A 17999-nucleotide genomic window follows, 5' to 3' on the forward strand; every position below is an offset into this window, starting at 1 on the left:
CCCGATCTCTCCTAAGGAACCGTCATGCCCTCGTCCCGTCGCCGCGCCGTCCTCGCCGCCTCCGCCACCGCCCTGCTGCTCGCCCTGTCCACCACCGCCTGCGGCACGGGTGCCGACGACGCCGAGGGGAAGGGCGGGAAGGTCCGGGTGCGCATCGCGTACCAGGCGATCCCCAACGCCGATCTGGTGGTGAAGAACCAGAAGCTCCTGGAGAAGGCCCTGCCGGACGCCGAGGTGTCCTGGGTGAAGTTCGACTCGGGCGGCGACGTCAACACCGCCGTGATCGCCGGGTCCGTGGACCTCGGGCTGCTCGGTTCGAGCCCGGTGACCAAGGGTCTGTCGGCGCCGCTGGACATCCCGTACAAGGTGCTGTGGATCCACGATCTGATCGGCGACAACGAGGCGCTCGTCGCCAAGAAGGACATCGCGTCCGTCGCCGCCCTCAAGGGCCGGAAGATCGCCACCCCCTTCGGGTCGACCTCCCACTACTCCCTGCTGGTGGCGCTGGAGTCGGCCGGCCTGAAGGCCTCCGACGTGACGCTCGTCGACCTCCAGCCTCAGGACGCGCTCGCGGCCTGGCAGCGCGGCGACATCGACGCCGCCTATGTGTGGACGCCGAGCCTGACCGAGCTGAAGAAGGACGGGAAGGTCCTCGTCACCAGCCGTGCGATCGCGGGGCAGGGCAAGCCGACGGCCGATCTGGGGGTGGTCACCGACGCGTTCGCGGCGAAGCACCCGGAGATCGTCGACGCCTGGCTGAAGGCGGAGGACCAGGCCGTGAAGCTGGCCAAGAGCGACCCGGCGAAGGCGGCCGGCGCCATCGGCGCCGAGCTCGACCTCGCCCCCGACGAGGCCCGGAAGCAGCTCGCCGAGCTGGTCCTGCTCACCGCGAAGGAGCAGCAGGGCGCCCCGTACCTCGGCAGGCCGGGGGCGCCGGGCGCGCTCGCCGCCAACCTGCACGACGCCGCCGTCTTCCTCAAGGGCCAGAAGGCCATCGACGCCGTGCCGGAGCAGGCCGAGTTCGCGAAGGCCCTCGCGGTGGAGGAGCTCGCCCGTGTCGCCCGCTGACACCGCCGCGCGCCTCGCCGACATCGAGCTCTCGGACGTCGGTGTCCGGTACGGGACGGCCAAGGCGCCCGTCGTCGCGGTCGCCGGTGTCTCGCTGGCCGTGGACCCCGGTGAGTTCGTGGTCCTGGTCGGCCCCTCGGGCTGCGGCAAGACGACGCTGCTCCGCCTGGTGGCGGGTTTCGAGCGGCCCGCGACCGGAGCCGTGGAGGTACGCAGGAAGGTCGGCGTCGTCTTCCAGCAGCCGCGCCTCTTCCCGTGGCGCACGGTGGGCGGGAACCTCGCCTTCGCCCTGGCCCGGCACGGGGTGGCCCGCCCCGGCCGGGCGGCCCGGATCGAGGAGCTGCTGTCCCTGGTGGGCCTGTCCGGCATGGCGGGCCGGCGGACCTGGGAGCTGTCGGGCGGGCAGCAGCAGCGGGTCGCGATCGCGCGGGCGCTGGCGGCGGAGCCCCAGATCCTGCTGATGGACGAGCCGTTCGCCGCACTCGACGCGCTGACCCGCGAGCGTCTCCAGGAGGAGGTGCGCACGCTGGCGGCCACGACCGGCACGACGGTCCTCTTCGTCACGCACTCCGCCGAGGAGGCCGTCCTCCTCGGCTCCCGGGTCCTGGTGATGGCGGCCGGCCCCGGGCGTGTGGTCGCCGAGGTGCCGGTGCCCCTCCCCCGCGACCCGAGCACGGACGTGGCCTCCCTGCGGGGCGACCCCGCGTTCGCCGCCCTGCGGGCGGACCTGGCGACGGCGACGCGGAGCTCGGCGGCCTGACGGGATCGCGTCCGGCGCCGTGCGCGGAGGGTGCGGTTACCCTGTGCGCCGGACGCGAGGAGGAACCATGGCGCGGATGCCGTCGGCCGAACGACGCAGGCAGCTGGTCGAGGCGGCGATCAGGGCGATGGCCAGGGACGGCGTCGCCCGGACCACCACCCGGTCGATCTGTGCCGAGGCGGGGGTCTCGCTGAGCGTCTTCCACTACTGCTTCGACTCCAAGCAGGCGCTCCTGGAGGCCGCCATCGAGTCGATCACCGACACCTACGTCGTCCACGTCATGTCCGCGGTCGAGCCCAGGGCGACCCTGCACGAGACGGTACGGGGCGCCCTCGGCACGTACTGGAACCACGTCACGGCCCATCCGGCCGAGCACATGCTGACGTACGAGCTCACCCAGTACGCCCTGCGCGAGGAGGGGTTCGAGCATCTGGCGCGGGCCCAGTACGAGCAGTACGTCGCCTCGGGGACCGTCCTGATCGAGCAGGTCTGCGCGGTGTGCGAGGTCGAGCCGAAGGTGCCCGTGAACCTGCTCGCGCATCTGCTCGCGGCGATGATCGACGGGCTGACCCTGCAGTACCTGGTCCTCGGCGACGAGCGGACCGCCGCGGCACTGCTCGACGCGACGGCCGAACAACTGGTCACGCTGATCGGCGGCTGACACTTCATCAACAGGTCGTTTGACCCGGACCCTTGACTCACTCGGCGATCCTCGCGATCCTCGGGCCGGGCCGCTGTTACCGCAAGAAACACTTGGCGGCCCGCGCCCGGTACTCCCCCATGACCGAAGGCATCGCTGACCATGAATCGACCAACAACGCGCAGAGGGGGCGGGCGGTTCGCCCTCGTCTCGCTCTTCATCGCCCTGGCCACCGTCGTCTTCGGTGCGGGGCCGGTCCCCGCGGCCGACGCCGGTTCGTGGTGGGAACCCACCGCGCGGCCCGCCCCCGACTCCCAGATCAACGTCACGGGCGCCCCCTTCAAGGGCACCGATGCCCAGGGCAAGGTGCGCGGGTTCGTCGACGCGCACAACCACCTGATGTCCAACGAGGGCTTCGGCGGCCGCATGATCTGCGGCGCGACCTTCTCCAATGCCGGCGCCGCCGACGCGCTCAAGGACTGCCCGGAGCACTACCCGGACGGCTCCGGCGCGCTCTTCGAGCACCTCACCGGCGGTGACAACGGCAAGCACGACCCCGTCGGCTGGCCCACCTTCAAGGACTGGCCCGCCCCCGACTCGATGAGCCACCAGCAGAACTACTACGCGTGGGTCGAGCGGGCCTGGCGCGGCGGGCAGCGGGTCCTGGTCAACGACCTGGTGACCAACGGCCTGATCTGCTCGCTCCTGCCGCGCGACCGCGGCTGCGACGAGATGGACGCCATCCGGCTCGAAGCCCGCAAGAGCTACGAGCTGCAGGACTACATCGACAAGATGTACGGAGGCCCGGGCAAGGGCTGGTTCCGCATCGTGACCGACTCCGCGCAGGCCCGCTCGGTGATCAAGGAGGGCAAGCTCGCCGTCGTCCTGGGCGTGGAGACCTCGGAGCCCTTCGGCTGCAAGCAGATCCTCGACATCGCCCAGTGCAGCCAGGCGGACATCGACAAGGGTCTCGACGAGCTGTACGGGCTCGGCGTGCGCAGCATGTTCCTGTGCCACAAGTTCGACAACGCGCTGTGCGGCGTCCGCTTCGACAGCGGCACGACCGGTGTCGCCGTGAACATCGGCCAGTTCCTGTCGACCGGCACCTTCTGGGCCACCGAGAAGTGCGCGGGCCCGCAGCACGACAACCCGATCGGCCTCGCCGCCGCGCCGCCCGCGATGGCCGAGAAGCTGCCGGCCGGGGTGAGCGTCCCCTCGTACGCCTCGGACGCGAAGTGCAACACCCGCGGCCTCACCCGGCTCGGCGAGTACGCCCTGAAGGGCATGATCCAGCGCGGCATGATGCTGGAGCTGGACCACATGAGCGTCAAGGCCGCCGGGCGGGCGCTCGACATCCTGGAGGCCGAGGAGTACCCGGGCGTCATCTCCAGCCACAGCTGGATGGACCTGGACTGGACGGACCGGGTCTACGGGCTCGGCGGTTTCGTCGCCCAGTACATGGGCAGCGCCCAGGGCTTCGTCGGCGAGGCCGGGCAGAAGGCCGAACTGCGCAGGAAGTACGGGGTCGGGCTCGGCTACGGCACCGACATGAACGGCGTCGGCGCCCATCCGGGTCCGGTCGGGGCCGACGCGCCGAACGCGGTGAAGTACCCGTTCCGCAGCTTCGACGGAGGCTCGGTCCTCGACCGCCAGGTCACCGGTGAGCGCACCTGGGACCTCAACACCGACGGCGCCGCGCACAACGGTCTCGTGCCGGACTGGGTCGAGCAGATCCGGCTCTCCCCCGGCGGTCAGAGCGTCGTGGACGACCTGTCGCGGGGAGCGGAGTCGTACCTGACGACCTGGAAGCGGACCGAGGACCACGAGCCGGGTGTGAACCTGGCGGCCGGGCAGCCGGTGTCGGCCTCCACCACGCAGTGGTGGAACCCGTTCGTGGACTTCTCGCCCGGCCTCACGGTCGACGGCAACACGGGGACCCGCTGGGCCAGCGAGTGGTCGGACGACCAGTGGCTGAAGGTGGACCTGGGCTCGGTGCGCCGGGTCGGCCGGGTCACGCTGGACTGGGAGCGGGCCTACGCGCGCGCGTACCGGATCGAGCTGTCGGAGGACGGCACGACCTGGCGGGACGTGTGGTCCACGGACGCGGGCGACGGCGGCTACGACACGGCGACGTTCGACTCGCAGTCGGCCCGCTACGTGCGCATCCACGGGGTGAAGCGGGCCACGGACTGGGGCTACTCGCTCTACGAGGTGGCCGTCAACAGGTCCTGAGCGCAAGGGAAGAGGGGCTGCCGGATCCGGGTGCGGATCCGACAGCCCCTCTCCGTGTGCGGGGTGTCAGCCGGCCGTGGGGCCGGTCCAGTCGGCGGGGACGCGGGCGAGCCGTACCCGCTGGGGGTGGTCGCCGACGTCGACGGAGGCCACGCGCTGTCCGGTGGCGAAGTCGACGGCCGTGACCCGGTCGGCGCCGCTCTCGGAGATGACGCAGGACTTGCCGTCGCCGCTCACGGTCGCCCAGTAGGGCTTGGAGGCCGGGACGAGCGGGCCCTGCCGGAGCGTGGCGCGGTCGACGACGGTGGCGTAGTCGTCCATGGTTCCGGCGACGCAGAGCTTGTCGCCGTCGGGGCTGATCGAGAGGCCGTGGTGGCGCGAGTCGTTGACCCAGGTGGTGCGGTCGGGGTCGGTCGCCGGGTTGCCCGGGAGGTTCTTGAGGCGGGTGATGCGGTCGGATTCGACGTCGTACTCCAGGAAGCCGTTGAAGAAGGAGACCTGGAAGTAGATCTTCTTCTCGTCCGGGGTGAAGACGAGCGGGCGGACGGCGTCGGAGAGGTCGCCGCGCCCGAAGGCGTCGAGGCGGTCGCGCATGTCGATGACGCGGACGGTCTCGAAGGTGCGGGCGTCGACGACGGTGATCTTCCGGTCGCCCTTGGTCCAGTCGAGCCAGGGGGCGTCGAGCGCGGTGGTGACCTCGCCGATGGACATGTTCCAGAGCAGGCCGTCGGAGGTGAAGACGTTCTCGTGGGGCTTGTCGCCGGTCTTGAAGGAACCGACCTGGCGTCCCGTGGCGATGTCCAGGACGTGCACGGTGTTCGCGGTGGAGGCGGAGACCGCGACGCGGGTGCCGTCGGGCGAGACGGCCATGTGGTCGGCGCGGTAACCGGCCACGGGGAAGCGCCAGTTGATCCGTCCGGTGCGCAGGTCGAGGGAGACGACGTCGGCGAAGCTGGGGCGGGAGACGACCATGGCGGAGCCGTCGGGGGTCGCGTACATGTCGTCGACGAACTGGTCGTGGCCCTCGCCCGGTCCGGTGCGGACGCCGAGGAAGAAGGCGAGCTTCACGGGGTTCAGATAGATCTCGCGGAGGCGCTCCTCCTTGTCGGGGATCACGTTCACGCGCGCGATGCGGCCGAAGTCGCCGCGGGAGGCGATGACGTCGGCGGTGCCGTCCCAGTTGTTGCCGACGAACATCACCTCACGGAGCCCGGTGGGTGCGGCGGCTCCGGTGCCGCCCGTCGTGGCGACGAGCGCGAGGGCGGTGGCGAGGGCTCCGAGGAAGCGGCGGGTCCCGGACGGGCGGGGAGAGGGCATGGGGGTCCTTCTTCCGTGTCGCGACAACGAGTTACCGGAGGTAACCATGGTCGTGTCGAGCCCACAAGCCCCTGGGACCCGATCCGCCGGACAGGCCCCGGCACCCCGTCGCGCTTCGCTTCTCCCCGGTGCGGGATCATGAAGGAAGGACCACAGAAGGGACGGAACGGACGATGAGGCACCGCAGTGTCGCGGACCTGATGACGCCCACCGCGGTCGCGGTGCAGCGCGGGACGTCGTTCAAGGAGATCGCGCGGCTCCTCGACGAGTACGGCATCACCGCGGTCCCGGTGGTCGACGAGGAGAACCGGCCGGTGGGCGTCGTCTCCGAGGCGGACCTGCTGCGGCGGCACACGGCGAAGGACGGGCCGAGCTCGGCGGAGGCCATGATGTCGAGCCCGGCCGTGACCGCCCGGCCCTCCTGGACGGCCGTCGAGGCGGCCCGCCTGATGGAACGGCACCGGGTGAAGCGGCTCCCCGTCGTGGACGCGGACGGCCGGCTGATCGGGGTGCTCAGCCGCAGCGACCTGCTCCAGCTGTTCCTGCGGCGGGACCGCTCGATCCAGGAGGAGATCCGCGAGGACGTGATCGTCCGGATCCTGCGCCTCTCCCCCTCGGCCGTGCACATCGACGTCGACGAGGGCCGGGTGACGCTGAGCGGCACCCTGGAACGCCCGGGCCTCGGCCCGATCCTGGTCCGCCTCTGCGAGACGGTGGACGGGGTGGTGGAGGTCGTGGACCGGATGGCGTACGGGGAGGGCGACACGGTGGACGGGGAGGGCGACACCCCCTAAGGGGTGTCGGGGCGCACGACCGGGGAGCCCGGCGGGGCGTCACCGGCCCGTCGGGCTCCCGGCGCGGAAGGCGGTTCCGTCAGGTCCGTCAGGAGACCGCCTCCGGCCAGCCGTAGCCGGGGCCGGTGTGCTGGGGTACGGTCCCGGCGCCCGCCGCCTCCATCTCCCGGTTGGCCTCCCGCATGAGCTTGTCGGCCAGGTTCTTCATCGCCCGGCTCGCGGCGAGTTCGTCGCCGATCGCCGGCACGTCCACGTCCGCCGGGTTGCACCGCGCGGAGCCGTGGCCCGTGATGGTCGAGGTGCCGGTGTCCAGCCGGGCCTCGGCCTTCGTCCTGCCGCTGTCCTCGGTCAGCTCCACGCCGACCGTCCATTCCAGCGTGCGGCTCATGGTCCGCCTCCTTGCATCGCCGGGTCGCGCGCAACCGAGGCACGGCCCCTTCCGATACCTCCAGGATCCATCGGCGGGGCCGGGAACGCACGGTCAGGGCGCGCGGAAGAGGCGGGGGAAGCGGGGGGCGAGCCAGGGCTTGCGACCCCAGCCGAGCGCCTTGCCCCGCGCGATCACCGGCCAGGGGTCGAGCCGCCCGAGACCGAGGAGGAGGAAGGCGACCGGCTCCGTGAGGATCGTACAGTCGGGCCGGGCCGGTGGTTCGTGGTCGGTCCTGACCGTGCCGTCCGTGACGGTGACGCCGAAACTCGGGCCGTTGCGGAGCCGTACGGCGAAGCTCGCGGTGAGGCCGGCGACCGCGGCGGGGTCGGCGACCCGGGGCATCGCCTCGATCATGAACGGCAGGGTGAGTTCGACCCGGCGGGCGTCGAGCATGTGCGGCCGGTTCAGGGCGAGGGCGAGGTCGTAGCCGTGGCCGAGCATGTGGGTCAGCAGGTACGAACCGAGGACGGCCGGGCTCAGGCGGCCGAGGGGTGTGGAGATCGGCTCGGCCGGGTCGCGCTCCTCGATGCTCCCCAGGAACGCGGCGGCCTGAGCCGTGATCATCTCGGCGAGCGGGCCGGGCGCCCGCTCGCCGAATCCGGCGAGGGCGCGCTCGTTGGCCTCGGCCAGGCTGCCGGGGGTGCCGTCGCCGTAGGGGCGCTCGTGTCCTGCGGCCAGGTCGGCCATGAGGGCGTTCGCCTGCGCCAGGTGGGCGGCGGCCTCCCCGACCGTCCAGGTGGAGCGGGGCACGGGCAGCCGGCCGGCGTCCCGCGCCGGGGTGCGCAGGACCGCCGCGATGTCGTCGGCGGTCCCGCGTATCGCCTCGGCAAGCCCTTCGGGAAGCACCCCGCCCGTTCGCCGCGTCATGGTTCCGCCCCTCCCCGGTCCGGCGGCTCCCGTGTGGAGCCGCCGGTAGGTCAGGGACCGTACCAGCGAGTAGGTCCGTTTGCACCGGTCCCGGCGGGGAGGTCTTCGCCACCGGCCGTGGCGGCGACGGCCTCCCGGAAGCGGGGGCAGTCGGCGAGATCGTCGTGGGCGCAGCCCAGCGCGCATTCGACGAGGTCGAGACAGGCCTGCGCCTCCGCCATCCGGCGCCGGAGCTCCTCGCGGTGGGCGGCGAGCCGCCGCCGACGGGCGCCCGGGTCGCCGGCCCGGAGCAGCTCCCGGATGTCGTCGAGGGAGAGACCCGCACGCTTGGCCCGGAGGACGACGGCGACGCGGGTGACGTGGGTGTCGTCGTAGCGGCGGCGGCCGTGGGGGTCGCGGGCGGGGTCGAGGAGCCCGGTGGACTCCCAGTGCCGCAGCACGTGGGTCGCGAGACCGAACCGGCCCGCGAGTTCGCCGATGCTCATCGTGGGAGACGCGGGAGGCGTGGGAGACGCGGGAGGCGTCGGGGGCGTACCGCTTGACTTCATGTCGGCATTAACCACGAGCGTGGCCGCCATGTCCATTACTCCTGGGGCCCGTTCGGGCCACGACCACCGCCTTGCTCCCGACCGCCGCCCCTCCTCCCTGCTCGCCGTCCTCGACGCCGTCGACCGCGCCCCGGCAGCGGCCGCGCTGCGCGCCCGTTCGCAGTCTTCACGGCGTCCGGGACACGGGCCCCGTGAGTCGGGCTCAGGCACCGTCCACCGTGAGGACGAGCTTGCCGGTGGTGCGGTCGGTCTCGCCGAGGGTGTGGGCCTTGGTGGCTTCCGCGAGGGGGAAGACGGCCTCGACGTGGGGGCGCAGGGCGCCGGAGGCCGCGAGGGCGGCGATGGCGTTCATGCCGGCGTGGTCGGCCTCGACGAGGAGGGTCTCCACGCGGACGCCCCGCGCGGCCGCCTTCGCCGGTTCGTCCGGGTCGGTGGGCGGGAGCAGGGAGACGAGCGTGCCGCCGGAGCGGAGGACGTCGAGGGAGCGGGTGCGGGTGTCCCCGGACAGCAGGTCGAGGACCATGTCGACGTCCTGGACGGCCTCGGTGAAGTCGGTGGTGCGGTAGTCGATGACCTCGTCGGCGCCGAGGGAGCGGACGAACGCGTGCTTCGGGGCGCTCGCGGTGCCGATGACGTACGCGCCGCGGGTCTTGGCGATCTGGACGGCGAGGTGGCCGACGCCGCCGGCGGCCGCGTGGATCAGGACCCGCTGCCCGGGGCCGACCCGGGCGGTGTCGACGATCGCCTGGTACGCGGTGAGGGCGGCGAGCGGCAGGGCGCCGGCCCGGACGTGGTCGAGCTCGGCCGGCTTGTGGGCGAAGGCGCGGGCCGGGGCGGTCACGTACTCGGCGTGGGAGCCGGCGCCGTGCGGGTACGGCAGCATCCCGAAGACCTCGTCGCCGGGCTTGAACAGGGTCACGCCGAAGCCGACGGCCTCGACGACGCCGGAGACGTCCCAGCCGAGGACGAGCGGCAGGCGGTTGAGGAAGAGGGGGCCGGAGCGGTGCTTCCAGTCGGTCGGGTTGACGCCGGCCGCGCGGACGGCGACGAGGATCTGGCCGGGGCCGGGCACGGGCCGCGGGACCACGACCTCCCGGAGGACCTCGGGGGTGCCGTGGGCGTCCTGGCTGATGGCTCGCATGGTGGGGTGATTCGTCATGCCGTCCAGACTCGCCGCCCGCACCGCCGCGTACCATGGCACGATTGCCATCTTTCGAAGGGATCCTGCCATGAGTCCTGCCACGGGTGACCGTCTTCCGAGGCATCGTGTCGTCGTCCTCGCCCTGGACGGGGTCTACCCCTTCGAACTGGGCATCCCGAGCCGGGTGTTCGGCTCGGTGGCCGAGCACTACGAGGTCCTGACCTGCTCGGTGGACGGCCGGCCCGTCCGTACCAACTCCGACTTCTCCGTCACCGCCGAGCACGGGCCCGAGGCGCTCCGCACGGCCGACACCGTCATCCTTCCGCCCTTCGACATGTCCCTCCTCTCCCGCGAGCTCCCCTCCGGGGTCGCCGAGGCGCTGGCCTCCGTGCCCGCCGGGGCGCGGATCGTGTCCATCTGCACGGGCGCGTTCGTCCTCGCCGCCGCCGGGCTCCTGGACGGTCGTCCCGCCACCACGCACTGGGCGCTGGCCCCCGTCTTCCGCGACTGGTTCCCGCAGGTGGCGCTCGACCCGGACGTGCTGTTCGTCGACGACGGCGACGTGCTGACCTCGGCGGGCGCCGCGTCCGGCGTGGACGCCTGCCTGCACCTCGTACGGAAGGACCACGGCACCGCCGTCGCGAACTTCGTGGCCCGGGTGTGCGTCGTGCCGCCCTGGCGGGACGGCGGGCAGGCCCAGTACATCGAGCAGCCCGTGCCCGAGACCACCGCCAACGACACCTCGGCGACCCGGCAGTGGGCCCTCGAGCACCTGCACGAGCCGCTGGCGCTCAGCACGCTCGCCGACCACGCCCGGATGAGCCTGCGGACCTTCGCCCGCCGGTTCGACGAGGAGGTCGGCATGAGCCCGGGCCGCTGGCTGATCCAGCAGCGGGTGGCCCGCGCCCGGCATCTCCTGGAGTCCACGGACCTCGCCGTGGACGACATCGCGGGCCAGGTCGGCTTCGCCACCGGCACCTCGCTGCGCCAGCACCTCCACGCGGCGATCGGCGTCTCCCCGCTCGCCTACCGGCGCACCTTCCGGGGCGGGGCCGCCGCCCTCCCATAGGCCCTGGGTAGGCTTGGCGCCCATGAGGCATAAGGATTCCGATGGCGGTGCGGGCGGTGCGGCGCAGCCGCCGGCCGACCTGAACCTGCTGCGGACCTTCCTGGCGGTCTACCGCTCCGGTTCGTTCACCGCCGCCGCCGGGCTGCTCGGTCTGTCGCAGCCGACGGTGACCACCCAGATCCGCGCCCTGGAGCGGCAGACGGGCCGCGAGCTGTTCGAGCGGCTGCCGCGCGGTGTCGCCCCCACCGCTGTCGCCCACGACCTCGCGGCCCGGGTCGCCGGGCCGCTCGACGCGCTGGCCGCCGCGGCCGGGCACGAGGCCGCGCCCCACGAGCGGACCGCGCCCGTCCACCTGGCGGGCCCCGCCGAGCTGCTCTGTACGCGCGTCCTGCCCGCGCTCGTCCCGCTGACGGCCGAAGGGGTACGGCTGAGGGTCAGCCCGGGCCTGACCGAGCCGCTCCTCGACGAGCTGCGCGCGGGCCGGCACGACCTGGTGATCGCCACCTTCCGGCCGCGCGGGCGGGCGCTGACCTCCGTACCGCTCACCGACGAGGAGTTCGTCCTGGTCGCGGCCCCCGTGTGGGCCGACCGCGTCAAGGAGCGCCTCGCCCTGGAGGGACCGGCGGCGCTGCATCCCGTCCCCCTGGTCACGTACGCCGAGGACCTGCCCATCGCCCGCCGTTACTGGCGGCACGTGTTCGGGGCGCGGCTCTCCCGCTCCGCGGCCGTGACCGTTCCCGATCTGCGCGGGGTCCTCGCCGCGGTCGTCGCCGGAGCGGGGTTCAGCGTCCTGCCGCGCTACCTCTGCCAGACCGCGCTGGCCTCCGGCGCCCTCGTGTCCCTGCACGAACCGGAGGACCCGCCCCTCAACACCGGCTATCTCGTGCAGCGCCCGGGCCGCCCGGACAACCCCGACGTCACGCGCGTGCGGGACCTGCTGATCGAGGCCGGACGCACCTGGTGACCCGGGGGGGAGCGCCAGTGGCTCCTGCTATAACCGGAACATGATCTACCACGTCGTCACGCCCGCCGAATGGTCCGCCCGGCCGGAGGAACCGTACGCCCCCGCCTCCCTCGCGGAGGAAGGTTTCGTCCACTGCTCCCCCGACGAGCCGACCACGCTCGCCGTCGTCAACGCCTTCTACCGCAGCGCCTCCCGGCCGCTCCTGGTGCTCCTCCTCGACGAGAGCCGGATCGCGGCCAGGACCGAGTGGGAGGCCGCCGCGCCTACCCCGCCGCCCGGCGTCTCGGAGGAGACGCTCTTCCCGCACGTGTTCGGGCCGATCGACCGCGCCGCCGTCGACGGGATCCTGGAGGTCGTCTGGGACGCGGACGGCCGGGCCACGGGGCTGACCGCAACCGGCTGACCGGCCGTCAGTCCTTGTTCAGGTAGGCCAGGACGGCGAGGACACGACGGTTGTTGGTGCCGTCGTCGACGATGCCGAGCTTGCCGAACAGGGAGGTCGTGTACTTCCCGATGGCGCTCTCGCTGAGGAAGAGGCGTTGGGCGATGACCTGGTTGGACAGTCCTTCGGCCATGAGGCCGAGCACGGAGTGCTCGCGTTCGGTGAGCTTCTCCAGGCGCCGGTTCGAGGGCCCGCCGGCAAGGAGTCGGGCGATGACGGCCGGGTCCATCGCGGTCCCGCCGGCCGCGACGCGTTCCAGCGCGTCGATGAACTGGTCGGCGTCGAACACGCTGTCCTTGAGGAAGTAGCCGATGCCGCCGGAGCCGTCGGCGAGCAACTCCCGGGCGTAGAGCTGCTCGACGTACTGGGAGAGGATCAGGACCGGCAGTCCGGGCAGTTCGGCGCGGGCGGCGATGGCGGCCCGCAGGCCCTCGTCCGTGTGGCTCGGCGGCATGCGGACGTCGACGACGGCGACATCGGGCTTCCACTCGAGGAGGGTCCGCAGCGTCTCGGGGCCGGTGGCCGCCGTCGCCACCACCTCGTGGCCGTAGGCCTCGATGAGCCGGACCATCCCGTCGCGCAGCAGGTACAGGTCTTCGGCTACGACGATGCGCACGGCACCTCCAGGGTCGCGCGGGTCGGGCCGCCCGCCGGGCTGATGATCTCCAGGGTGCCGTCGAAGGCGGCGAGCCGACGGCGCAGCCCGGCGAGGCCGCCGCCGCCGTCCCGGGCGTGGGCTCCGCCGCGGCCGTCGTCCAGGACCTCGATGACGATGTTCGTGTCGCCCCGCGCGAGGGTGATGCGGACCCGGGTCGCCCCGGCGTGTTTGACCGCGTTGCTCAGCAGTTCGGCGACGGCGAAGTACAGGGCCGATTCGACCGGGGGGTCCGGGCGGTGCCGGAGGTCCGCGTCGACCGTGACGTCGAGCGGGCTGTCCAGGGCGAGGGCGCGGAGGGCGTCGACGAGCCCCCGGTCGCTCAGGACGGGCGGGTTGATGCCCCGGACCAGTTCCCGGAGTTCGGTCAGGGAGGCGGTGGCGCCCGCCCGCGCCTCCCGCATCAGCGCCCTGGCCCGCTCGGGGTCGGTCTCCATGAGCTTCTCCGCCGTCGCCAGGGACAGTCCGAGGCCGACCAGGCGGGCCTGCGCCCCGTCGTGCAGGTCCCGCTCGATGCGGCGGATCTCGGCGGCCTGGGCGATCGTCGCGTCGGCGCGCTGGGCGGTCAGTTCCTCCACCCGTTCCGCCAGCGCCATCGCGGACGACGGGCGCAGGAAGCGCACGGCGACCGGTGGGAGCGCCCGCCAGGCGTACGGGGCGACGGCGACGGCCACCAGCAGGCCGAGCGCGCCGGCGAGGCGGCCGGGGGCCCCGTACCGGCCGGTCCCGAGTCCGAGGACGGCCGCGGCCAGCCCGGCCGGCGGGAGGCAGGCGACGAGGCCCGCGGTGAGCGGCACGACGGCCGTGAACCGCAGGTCGCGCCGGTCGGCGGGGTCGTTCCACCGGATGCGCCACTTCTGGTCCATGAGGGCGTCGCGGCGGGTGCGTTCGTAGCCGAAGCCGTTCCACCAGTAGCCGGTGGACATCCGCGTGACCGGCGGGGCCTCCCGGTAGCCGGCGGGGATCACGGTGCCCGTCCACCGGGCGACGAGGTGGCGGACGGCCCGGCAGACCGGCCGGGACAGGGCGAGCGTGCCCACCCCCACCAGGACGACCGGTGCGAGCCACGACCAGGGGTTGCCCGGTCCCCACCGGATGCCGAGCGCCACGGCGGCGGCCCACACGGCGGGGATCAGCATGCTGACGGCCACCACGGCGCACGCCCGTAAGAACCCCACGCCGACGCGTGCCGACCACGTACCCAGCTGTCTCATGCCTCCGCCTTCGTCTTCCGTTCGGTGCGTCCACTGTGCACCGGACGCGGCCGCTCTCTCCCCCGGTCGGCCGAGGAGTGGGGCTGGCCCCACCCCCTCGTACGCCCAGACGGATACCGGCCCCGCCGAGCGCCCGGCAGGCTCGGTGACATGGAAACCGACCTGAACTCCCCGTCCACGGCCGCCCCGCTCGACCGCGCCGACACCCGACGAGCCTTCGCCACGGCGACGGCGAGCGTCAAGATCTACGGCGCACTCGGCGCCCTCTCCCTCCTCACGGTCGCCGGGCTGGCGGCCGGCGGTCATCCGGTGAACACGTTCATGTGGGTACGGGCCGTCCTGCTGCCCCTGGTCGCCGTCCTCGTCCACCGGCTGACCGTGTCCGCCTCCCGGGGATCCCAGCGGGCCTTCGAGCGCGTGCGGGGCCTCGCCGTCGTCCTGCCGGTCGCGATCATCGGCGTCGACCTGATCCCGGGCGTCTGCCCGCCGTGGTACGCCGCGATGCAGGCCGTCTGCATGCTGCCCGTGATCCGCCTCGCGTTCCTCACCCGCGGCACCGCCCTGCGGACCGCCTTCTCCCGGTGAACCCTCCCCGCACGGAGTATCCGGCCCGGCGCCGGCCCGAACGGCCCGCACGCCAGGCGGCACGCCGGACGGACCGGCCCCCGACGAGGTGTCGCGTGCCTCGGATGCGCCGCCGCCGTGTGCGGTTCCTCCCGCTCTCGGTTAGACCTGGATCACAGCGTGTCGGCCTGCCCGCCGGAAGCCACTCGTCCGGCATCACGTGCCGCCCACCTCCCGGGAGGAAGTCGTTGATCAACCGTCGCACCGTGCTCGGCGGGGCCCTCGCCGCCGCAGGCCTGCCGCTCCTCGCCCCCGGGATCCCCGCCGGAGGCGAGGCACACGCGGCGGAGGCCCTGCCCCCGGCCGGCCCCCACCGTGCGCAAGACCCCGTGCCGCCCGCGTTCACCACGGCCATGCCGGTTCCGCCCGTGCTGCGCCCCCTGTCCTCGACGGGCGACGTGGACGTCTACAAGCTGACCATCCGCAGGTCCACCGCCGAGATCCTCCCGGGCACCGCCACCGATGTCCTGACCTACGACGGGCACTTCCCCGGCCCCGTCATCCAAGCCCGCTCCGGGCGCCGGGTCCTCGTCCGTCACCACAACGACCTCGACATGCCCGTCACCGTCCATCTGCACGGCGCGAGCGTCCCGCCCCCTTACGACGGCAACCCGATGGACGTGTTCGCCCCCGGCACCTCGCGGACGTACGTGTACACCAACCGGCAGCCCCATGCCTCGCTCTGGTTCCACGACCACGCCCACCACATGGAGGCCGAGCACGTCTACCGCGGGCTGACCGGCACGTACCTGCTCACCGACGAGCTCGAACAGAGCCTCCCCCTGCCCAAGGGCCAGTACGACGTCCCCGTCACGATCCGCGACGCCCGCTTCGACGAGCAGGGGCAGCTGGCGTACACGATGTCCGACCGCAACCGGACCACCATCCTCGCCAACGGCAAACCCACCCCCTACTTCCAGGTCGCGGCCCGCAAATACCGTTTCCGGCTGCTCAACGCCTCCAACCTGCGCCTCTTCGCCCTGGGCCTGTCCGACGGCACTCCGCTCACCCAGATCGGCTCGGACGGCGGCCTGCTCGAACGCCCCGTCGCCGTGCCCGCCCTCGTCCTCTCGCCCGGCGAACGCGCCGACGTGGTGATCGACTTCTCCCGCCACCCCGTCGGGACCCGCCTCGTGCTCACGAACAGCGGCCCCGGGCGGCCCGATCAGGTCGGCAAGGTGCTCCGCTTCGACGTCGTCCGCAAGGCCGACGACCCCAGCAGCATCCCCAAGGTGCTGCGCACCCTGCCGCCGGCCACCGCCCTGCCCAAGGCCGCCGTCACCCGCCACATCGCACTCAGCATGGACGAGGACGGGCGCCCCGACCCCCGGGGGTTCATCAACGGCCGGTTGTACGACCCCGATCGCATCGACACCACCGTGGCCTTCGGATCGTCCGAGATCTGGAACGTCACCAACACCAACAGGCGCATCGCGCACAACTTCCACCTGCACCTGGTCCAGTTCCGGGTCCTCGAACGCGGCGGACTGCCCGCGGGCCCGACCGAGGCGGGCCTGAAGGACACCGTCCGGGTGGCGCCGGGCGAGACGGTGAAACTGCACGTGACGTTCGACGCCTTCCGGGGCGACTACGTGTACCACTGCCACATGCTCGACCATTCGGCCATGGGCATGATGGCCACCTTCCGGGTCCGGTGAGGCGGCCACCGCCTCCGCTGGTCGCGGAGCCCGCCCGGCGGGGGCAGACTGAAGGGGTAGCGCGGCCGGCCAGCAGGGGTGCCCTGGAGGAGTGGTCATGGGCGGCACGGCGGTGGAGAGCCTGCGCGCGTTGCTGCGCGGCGAGGTGATCGGCCCGGAGGACACGGGATACGACGAGGCCCGGAAGATCTACAACGCGATGATCGACCGGCGGCCGGCCGTCATCGCACGGTGCGCGGACACCACGGACGTCCGGGCGGCGGTGCGGTACGCCCGGGAGAACGACATGGACCTGGCGGTCCGCGGCGGCGGTCACAGCGGCGGCGGCCTGTGCCTGGTCGACGGCTCGCTGATGATCGACCTGTCCGGCATCCGCTGGGTGCGGGTCGATCCCGCGACGCGGACCGCCCTCGTGGGCGGCGGCAGCCAGCTCGGGGACCTGGACCACGAGGCGCACGGCTTCGGGCTCGCGACGCCCGCCGGGATCATGTCGACGACCGGGGTCGGCGGGCTGACGCTGGGCGGCGGGCACGGTCACCTGACCCGCGCCTACGGGCTGACCATCGACAACCTCCTCGCGGCGGACCTGGTCCTCGCGGACGGCTCGGTCGTCACCGCGTCGGCGGACGAACACCCCGACCTCTTCTGGGCCTTGCGCGGCGGCGGCGGCAACTTCGGCGTGGCGACCTCCTTCACGTACGCCCTGCACCCCGTGGACGACGTCGGGGTCGGCGTCACCCTGTGGGATCCGGAGCACATCGGGGCCGTACTGCGCTGGTACCGGGAGTTCCTGCCGGCGGCACCGGACGACCTGAACGGCTTCTTCGCCACGCTGACCGTCCCGCCCGGACCGCCGTTCCCGGAGGAGATCCACCACAAGAAGGTGTGCGGCGTGGTGTGGTGCAGCACGGGCCCGACGGACGAGGAGAGCCTCGCGAAGACGTTCGCGCCCGTCGCCGATCCGGCCCCGCCCGTCTTCCACTTCGCGACGCCGATGCCGTACCCGGCCCTCCAGTCGATGTTCGACGAGCTGATCCCGAAGGGCCTCCAGTGGTACTGGCGCGGCGACTTCTTCGACCGGATCACGGAGGACGCGATCGACGTCCACCGCACCTTCCTGGAGAACATCCCGACCGAGCTGTCGACGATGCACCTCTACCCCGTCGACGCCGCGGCCCACCGCGTGGGCCCCATGGACACGGCCTGGGCCTACCGGGACGCGATCTGGTCCGGCGTGATCGGCGGCATCAGCCCCGAACCGTCCGAAGCGGAGGCGATCCGCACCTGGGCGGTGGACTACTGGGAGGCCCTGCACCCGCACTCGATGGGCGCCGGATACGTCAACTTCATGGGCGCGGACGAGGGCCATGACCGGGTGCGGGCCACGTACCGCGGGCACTACGACCGGCTGGCGGAGGTGAAGCGGACGTACGACCCGGACAACGTCTTCCACCACAACCAGAACATCACCCCTGCCGGATCCTGACGACCGGGTCCTGACGACCGGATCCTGACGGCCGAGTCGACGGCCGAGTCTTGACGGCCCTTTGACGTCCAGCGGGGATCCGGCGGGCCC

18 protein-coding genes are annotated in these 17999 nt (G+C 72.8%); 11 read left to right on the plus strand and 7 right to left on the minus strand.

Features of this window, described 5'->3' with window-relative positions:
- The first annotated feature begins 24 nt into the window (after nt 1–24).
- The 4 genes from SVTN_RS03225 (at nt 25) to SVTN_RS03240 (ending at nt 4700) form a co-directional block, all read left to right on the plus strand.
- On the plus strand, nt 25–1068 hold the full coding sequence (locus SVTN_RS03225; RefSeq protein ID WP_041127720.1) for a taurine ABC transporter substrate-binding protein: 1044 nt from the start codon (nt 25–27) through the stop codon (nt 1066–1068).
- Nucleotides 1055–1828 (plus strand): ABC transporter ATP-binding protein, encoded by a 774-nt coding sequence (locus tag SVTN_RS03230; protein WP_041127721.1) that lies wholly within the window; start codon nt 1055–1057, stop codon nt 1826–1828. The genes SVTN_RS03225 and SVTN_RS03230 overlap by 14 nt, the downstream gene beginning before the upstream one ends.
- Before the next feature lie 67 nt (nt 1829–1895).
- A complete protein-coding gene (locus tag SVTN_RS03235) occupies nt 1896–2489 on the plus strand; it encodes a TetR/AcrR family transcriptional regulator (RefSeq protein WP_041127722.1) in 594 nt (197 codons plus the stop codon).
- A gap of 141 nt (nt 2490–2630) precedes the next feature.
- Nucleotides 2631–4700 (plus strand): galactose-binding domain-containing protein, encoded by a 2070-nt coding sequence (locus tag SVTN_RS03240; RefSeq protein ID WP_078908162.1) that lies wholly within the window; start codon nt 2631–2633, stop codon nt 4698–4700.
- Nucleotides 4701–4766: 66 nt separating this feature from the next.
- Here SVTN_RS03240 and SVTN_RS03245 read toward each other — a convergent pair whose 3' ends face one another.
- Nucleotides 4767–6017 (minus strand): YncE family protein, encoded by a 1251-nt coding sequence (locus SVTN_RS03245; RefSeq protein WP_041127724.1) that lies wholly within the window; start codon nt 6015–6017, stop codon nt 4767–4769.
- A 173-nt stretch (nt 6018–6190) separates the two neighbouring features.
- Here SVTN_RS03245 and SVTN_RS03250 point away from each other — a divergent pair, with 173 nt between their 5' ends.
- A complete protein-coding gene (locus SVTN_RS03250; RefSeq protein ID WP_041127725.1) occupies nt 6191–6811 on the plus strand; it encodes a CBS domain-containing protein in 621 nt (206 codons plus the stop codon).
- Between the two features lie 88 nt (nt 6812–6899).
- Here the strand turns inward: SVTN_RS03250 and SVTN_RS03255 are convergent, their stop codons facing one another.
- The 4 genes from SVTN_RS03255 to SVTN_RS03270 all read right to left on the minus strand — a co-directional run bounded on the left by SVTN_RS03255 (nt 6900) and on the right by SVTN_RS03270 (nt 9797).
- Nucleotides 6900–7199, minus strand: coding sequence for a DUF1876 domain-containing protein (locus tag SVTN_RS03255; RefSeq protein WP_041127726.1), 300 nt, complete (start codon nt 7197–7199; stop codon nt 6900–6902).
- Nucleotides 7200–7292: 93 nt separating this feature from the next.
- The gene (locus SVTN_RS03260) at nt 7293–8108 is read right to left on the minus strand and encodes a maleylpyruvate isomerase family mycothiol-dependent enzyme (protein ID WP_041127727.1); all 816 of its coding nucleotides are present in this window, start codon (nt 8106–8108) and stop codon (nt 7293–7295) included.
- A gap of 50 nt (nt 8109–8158) precedes the next feature.
- Complete coding sequence (locus tag SVTN_RS03265; protein WP_052498915.1) at nt 8159–8593, minus strand: MerR family transcriptional regulator; 435 nt, start codon at nt 8591–8593, stop codon at nt 8159–8161.
- A gap of 265 nt (nt 8594–8858) precedes the next feature.
- Nucleotides 8859–9797 carry an NADP-dependent oxidoreductase gene (locus tag SVTN_RS03270; RefSeq protein ID WP_052498916.1) on the minus strand — a complete coding sequence of 313 codons (939 nt, stop codon included), beginning with the start codon at nt 9795–9797 and terminating at the stop codon, nt 8859–8861.
- A gap of 88 nt (nt 9798–9885) precedes the next feature.
- Between SVTN_RS03270 and SVTN_RS03275 the strand changes: the two genes are divergently transcribed.
- The 3 genes from SVTN_RS03275 to SVTN_RS03285 are packed head-to-tail and all read left to right on the plus strand — an operon-like array spanning nt 9886 to nt 12233.
- The gene (locus SVTN_RS03275) at nt 9886–10866 is read left to right on the plus strand and encodes a GlxA family transcriptional regulator (protein ID WP_041127728.1); all 981 of its coding nucleotides are present in this window, start codon (nt 9886–9888) and stop codon (nt 10864–10866) included.
- 22 nt (nt 10867–10888) lie between these two features.
- Nucleotides 10889–11830, plus strand: coding sequence for a LysR family transcriptional regulator (locus tag SVTN_RS03280; RefSeq protein ID WP_052498917.1), 942 nt, complete (start codon nt 10889–10891; stop codon nt 11828–11830).
- Between the two features lie 40 nt (nt 11831–11870).
- Complete coding sequence (locus SVTN_RS03285; protein WP_041127729.1) at nt 11871–12233, plus strand: DUF952 domain-containing protein; 363 nt, start codon at nt 11871–11873, stop codon at nt 12231–12233.
- A gap of 7 nt (nt 12234–12240) precedes the next feature.
- Here the strand turns inward: SVTN_RS03285 and SVTN_RS03290 are convergent, their stop codons facing one another.
- Both SVTN_RS03290 and SVTN_RS03295 read right to left on the minus strand, forming a co-directional pair.
- A complete protein-coding gene (locus tag SVTN_RS03290) occupies nt 12241–12888 on the minus strand; it encodes a response regulator transcription factor (RefSeq protein ID WP_041127730.1) in 648 nt (215 codons plus the stop codon).
- A complete protein-coding gene (locus SVTN_RS03295; RefSeq protein ID WP_041127731.1) occupies nt 12873–14141 on the minus strand; it encodes a sensor histidine kinase in 1269 nt (422 codons plus the stop codon). The genes SVTN_RS03290 and SVTN_RS03295 overlap by 16 nt, the downstream gene beginning before the upstream one ends.
- Nucleotides 14142–14291: 150 nt before the next feature.
- Between SVTN_RS03295 and SVTN_RS03300 the strand changes: the two genes are divergently transcribed.
- The 3 genes from SVTN_RS03300 (at nt 14292) to SVTN_RS03310 (ending at nt 17909) form a co-directional block, all read left to right on the plus strand.
- The gene (locus tag SVTN_RS03300; RefSeq protein WP_052498918.1) at nt 14292–14726 is read left to right on the plus strand and encodes a hypothetical protein; all 435 of its coding nucleotides are present in this window, start codon (nt 14292–14294) and stop codon (nt 14724–14726) included.
- 227 nt (nt 14727–14953) lie between these two features.
- Nucleotides 14954–16423, plus strand: a complete 1470-nt coding sequence (locus tag SVTN_RS03305) for a multicopper oxidase family protein (protein WP_041127732.1) — start codon at nt 14954–14956, stop codon at nt 16421–16423.
- A gap of 97 nt (nt 16424–16520) precedes the next feature.
- A complete protein-coding gene (locus SVTN_RS03310) occupies nt 16521–17909 on the plus strand; it encodes an FAD-binding oxidoreductase (RefSeq protein WP_041127733.1) in 1389 nt (462 codons plus the stop codon).
- The last annotated feature ends 90 nt before the right edge of the window (nt 17910–17999 follow it).

Source organism: Streptomyces vietnamensis, from assembly GCF_000830005.1.
GTDB classification, from domain to species: Bacteria; Actinomycetota; Actinomycetes; order Streptomycetales; family Streptomycetaceae; genus Streptomyces; species Streptomyces vietnamensis.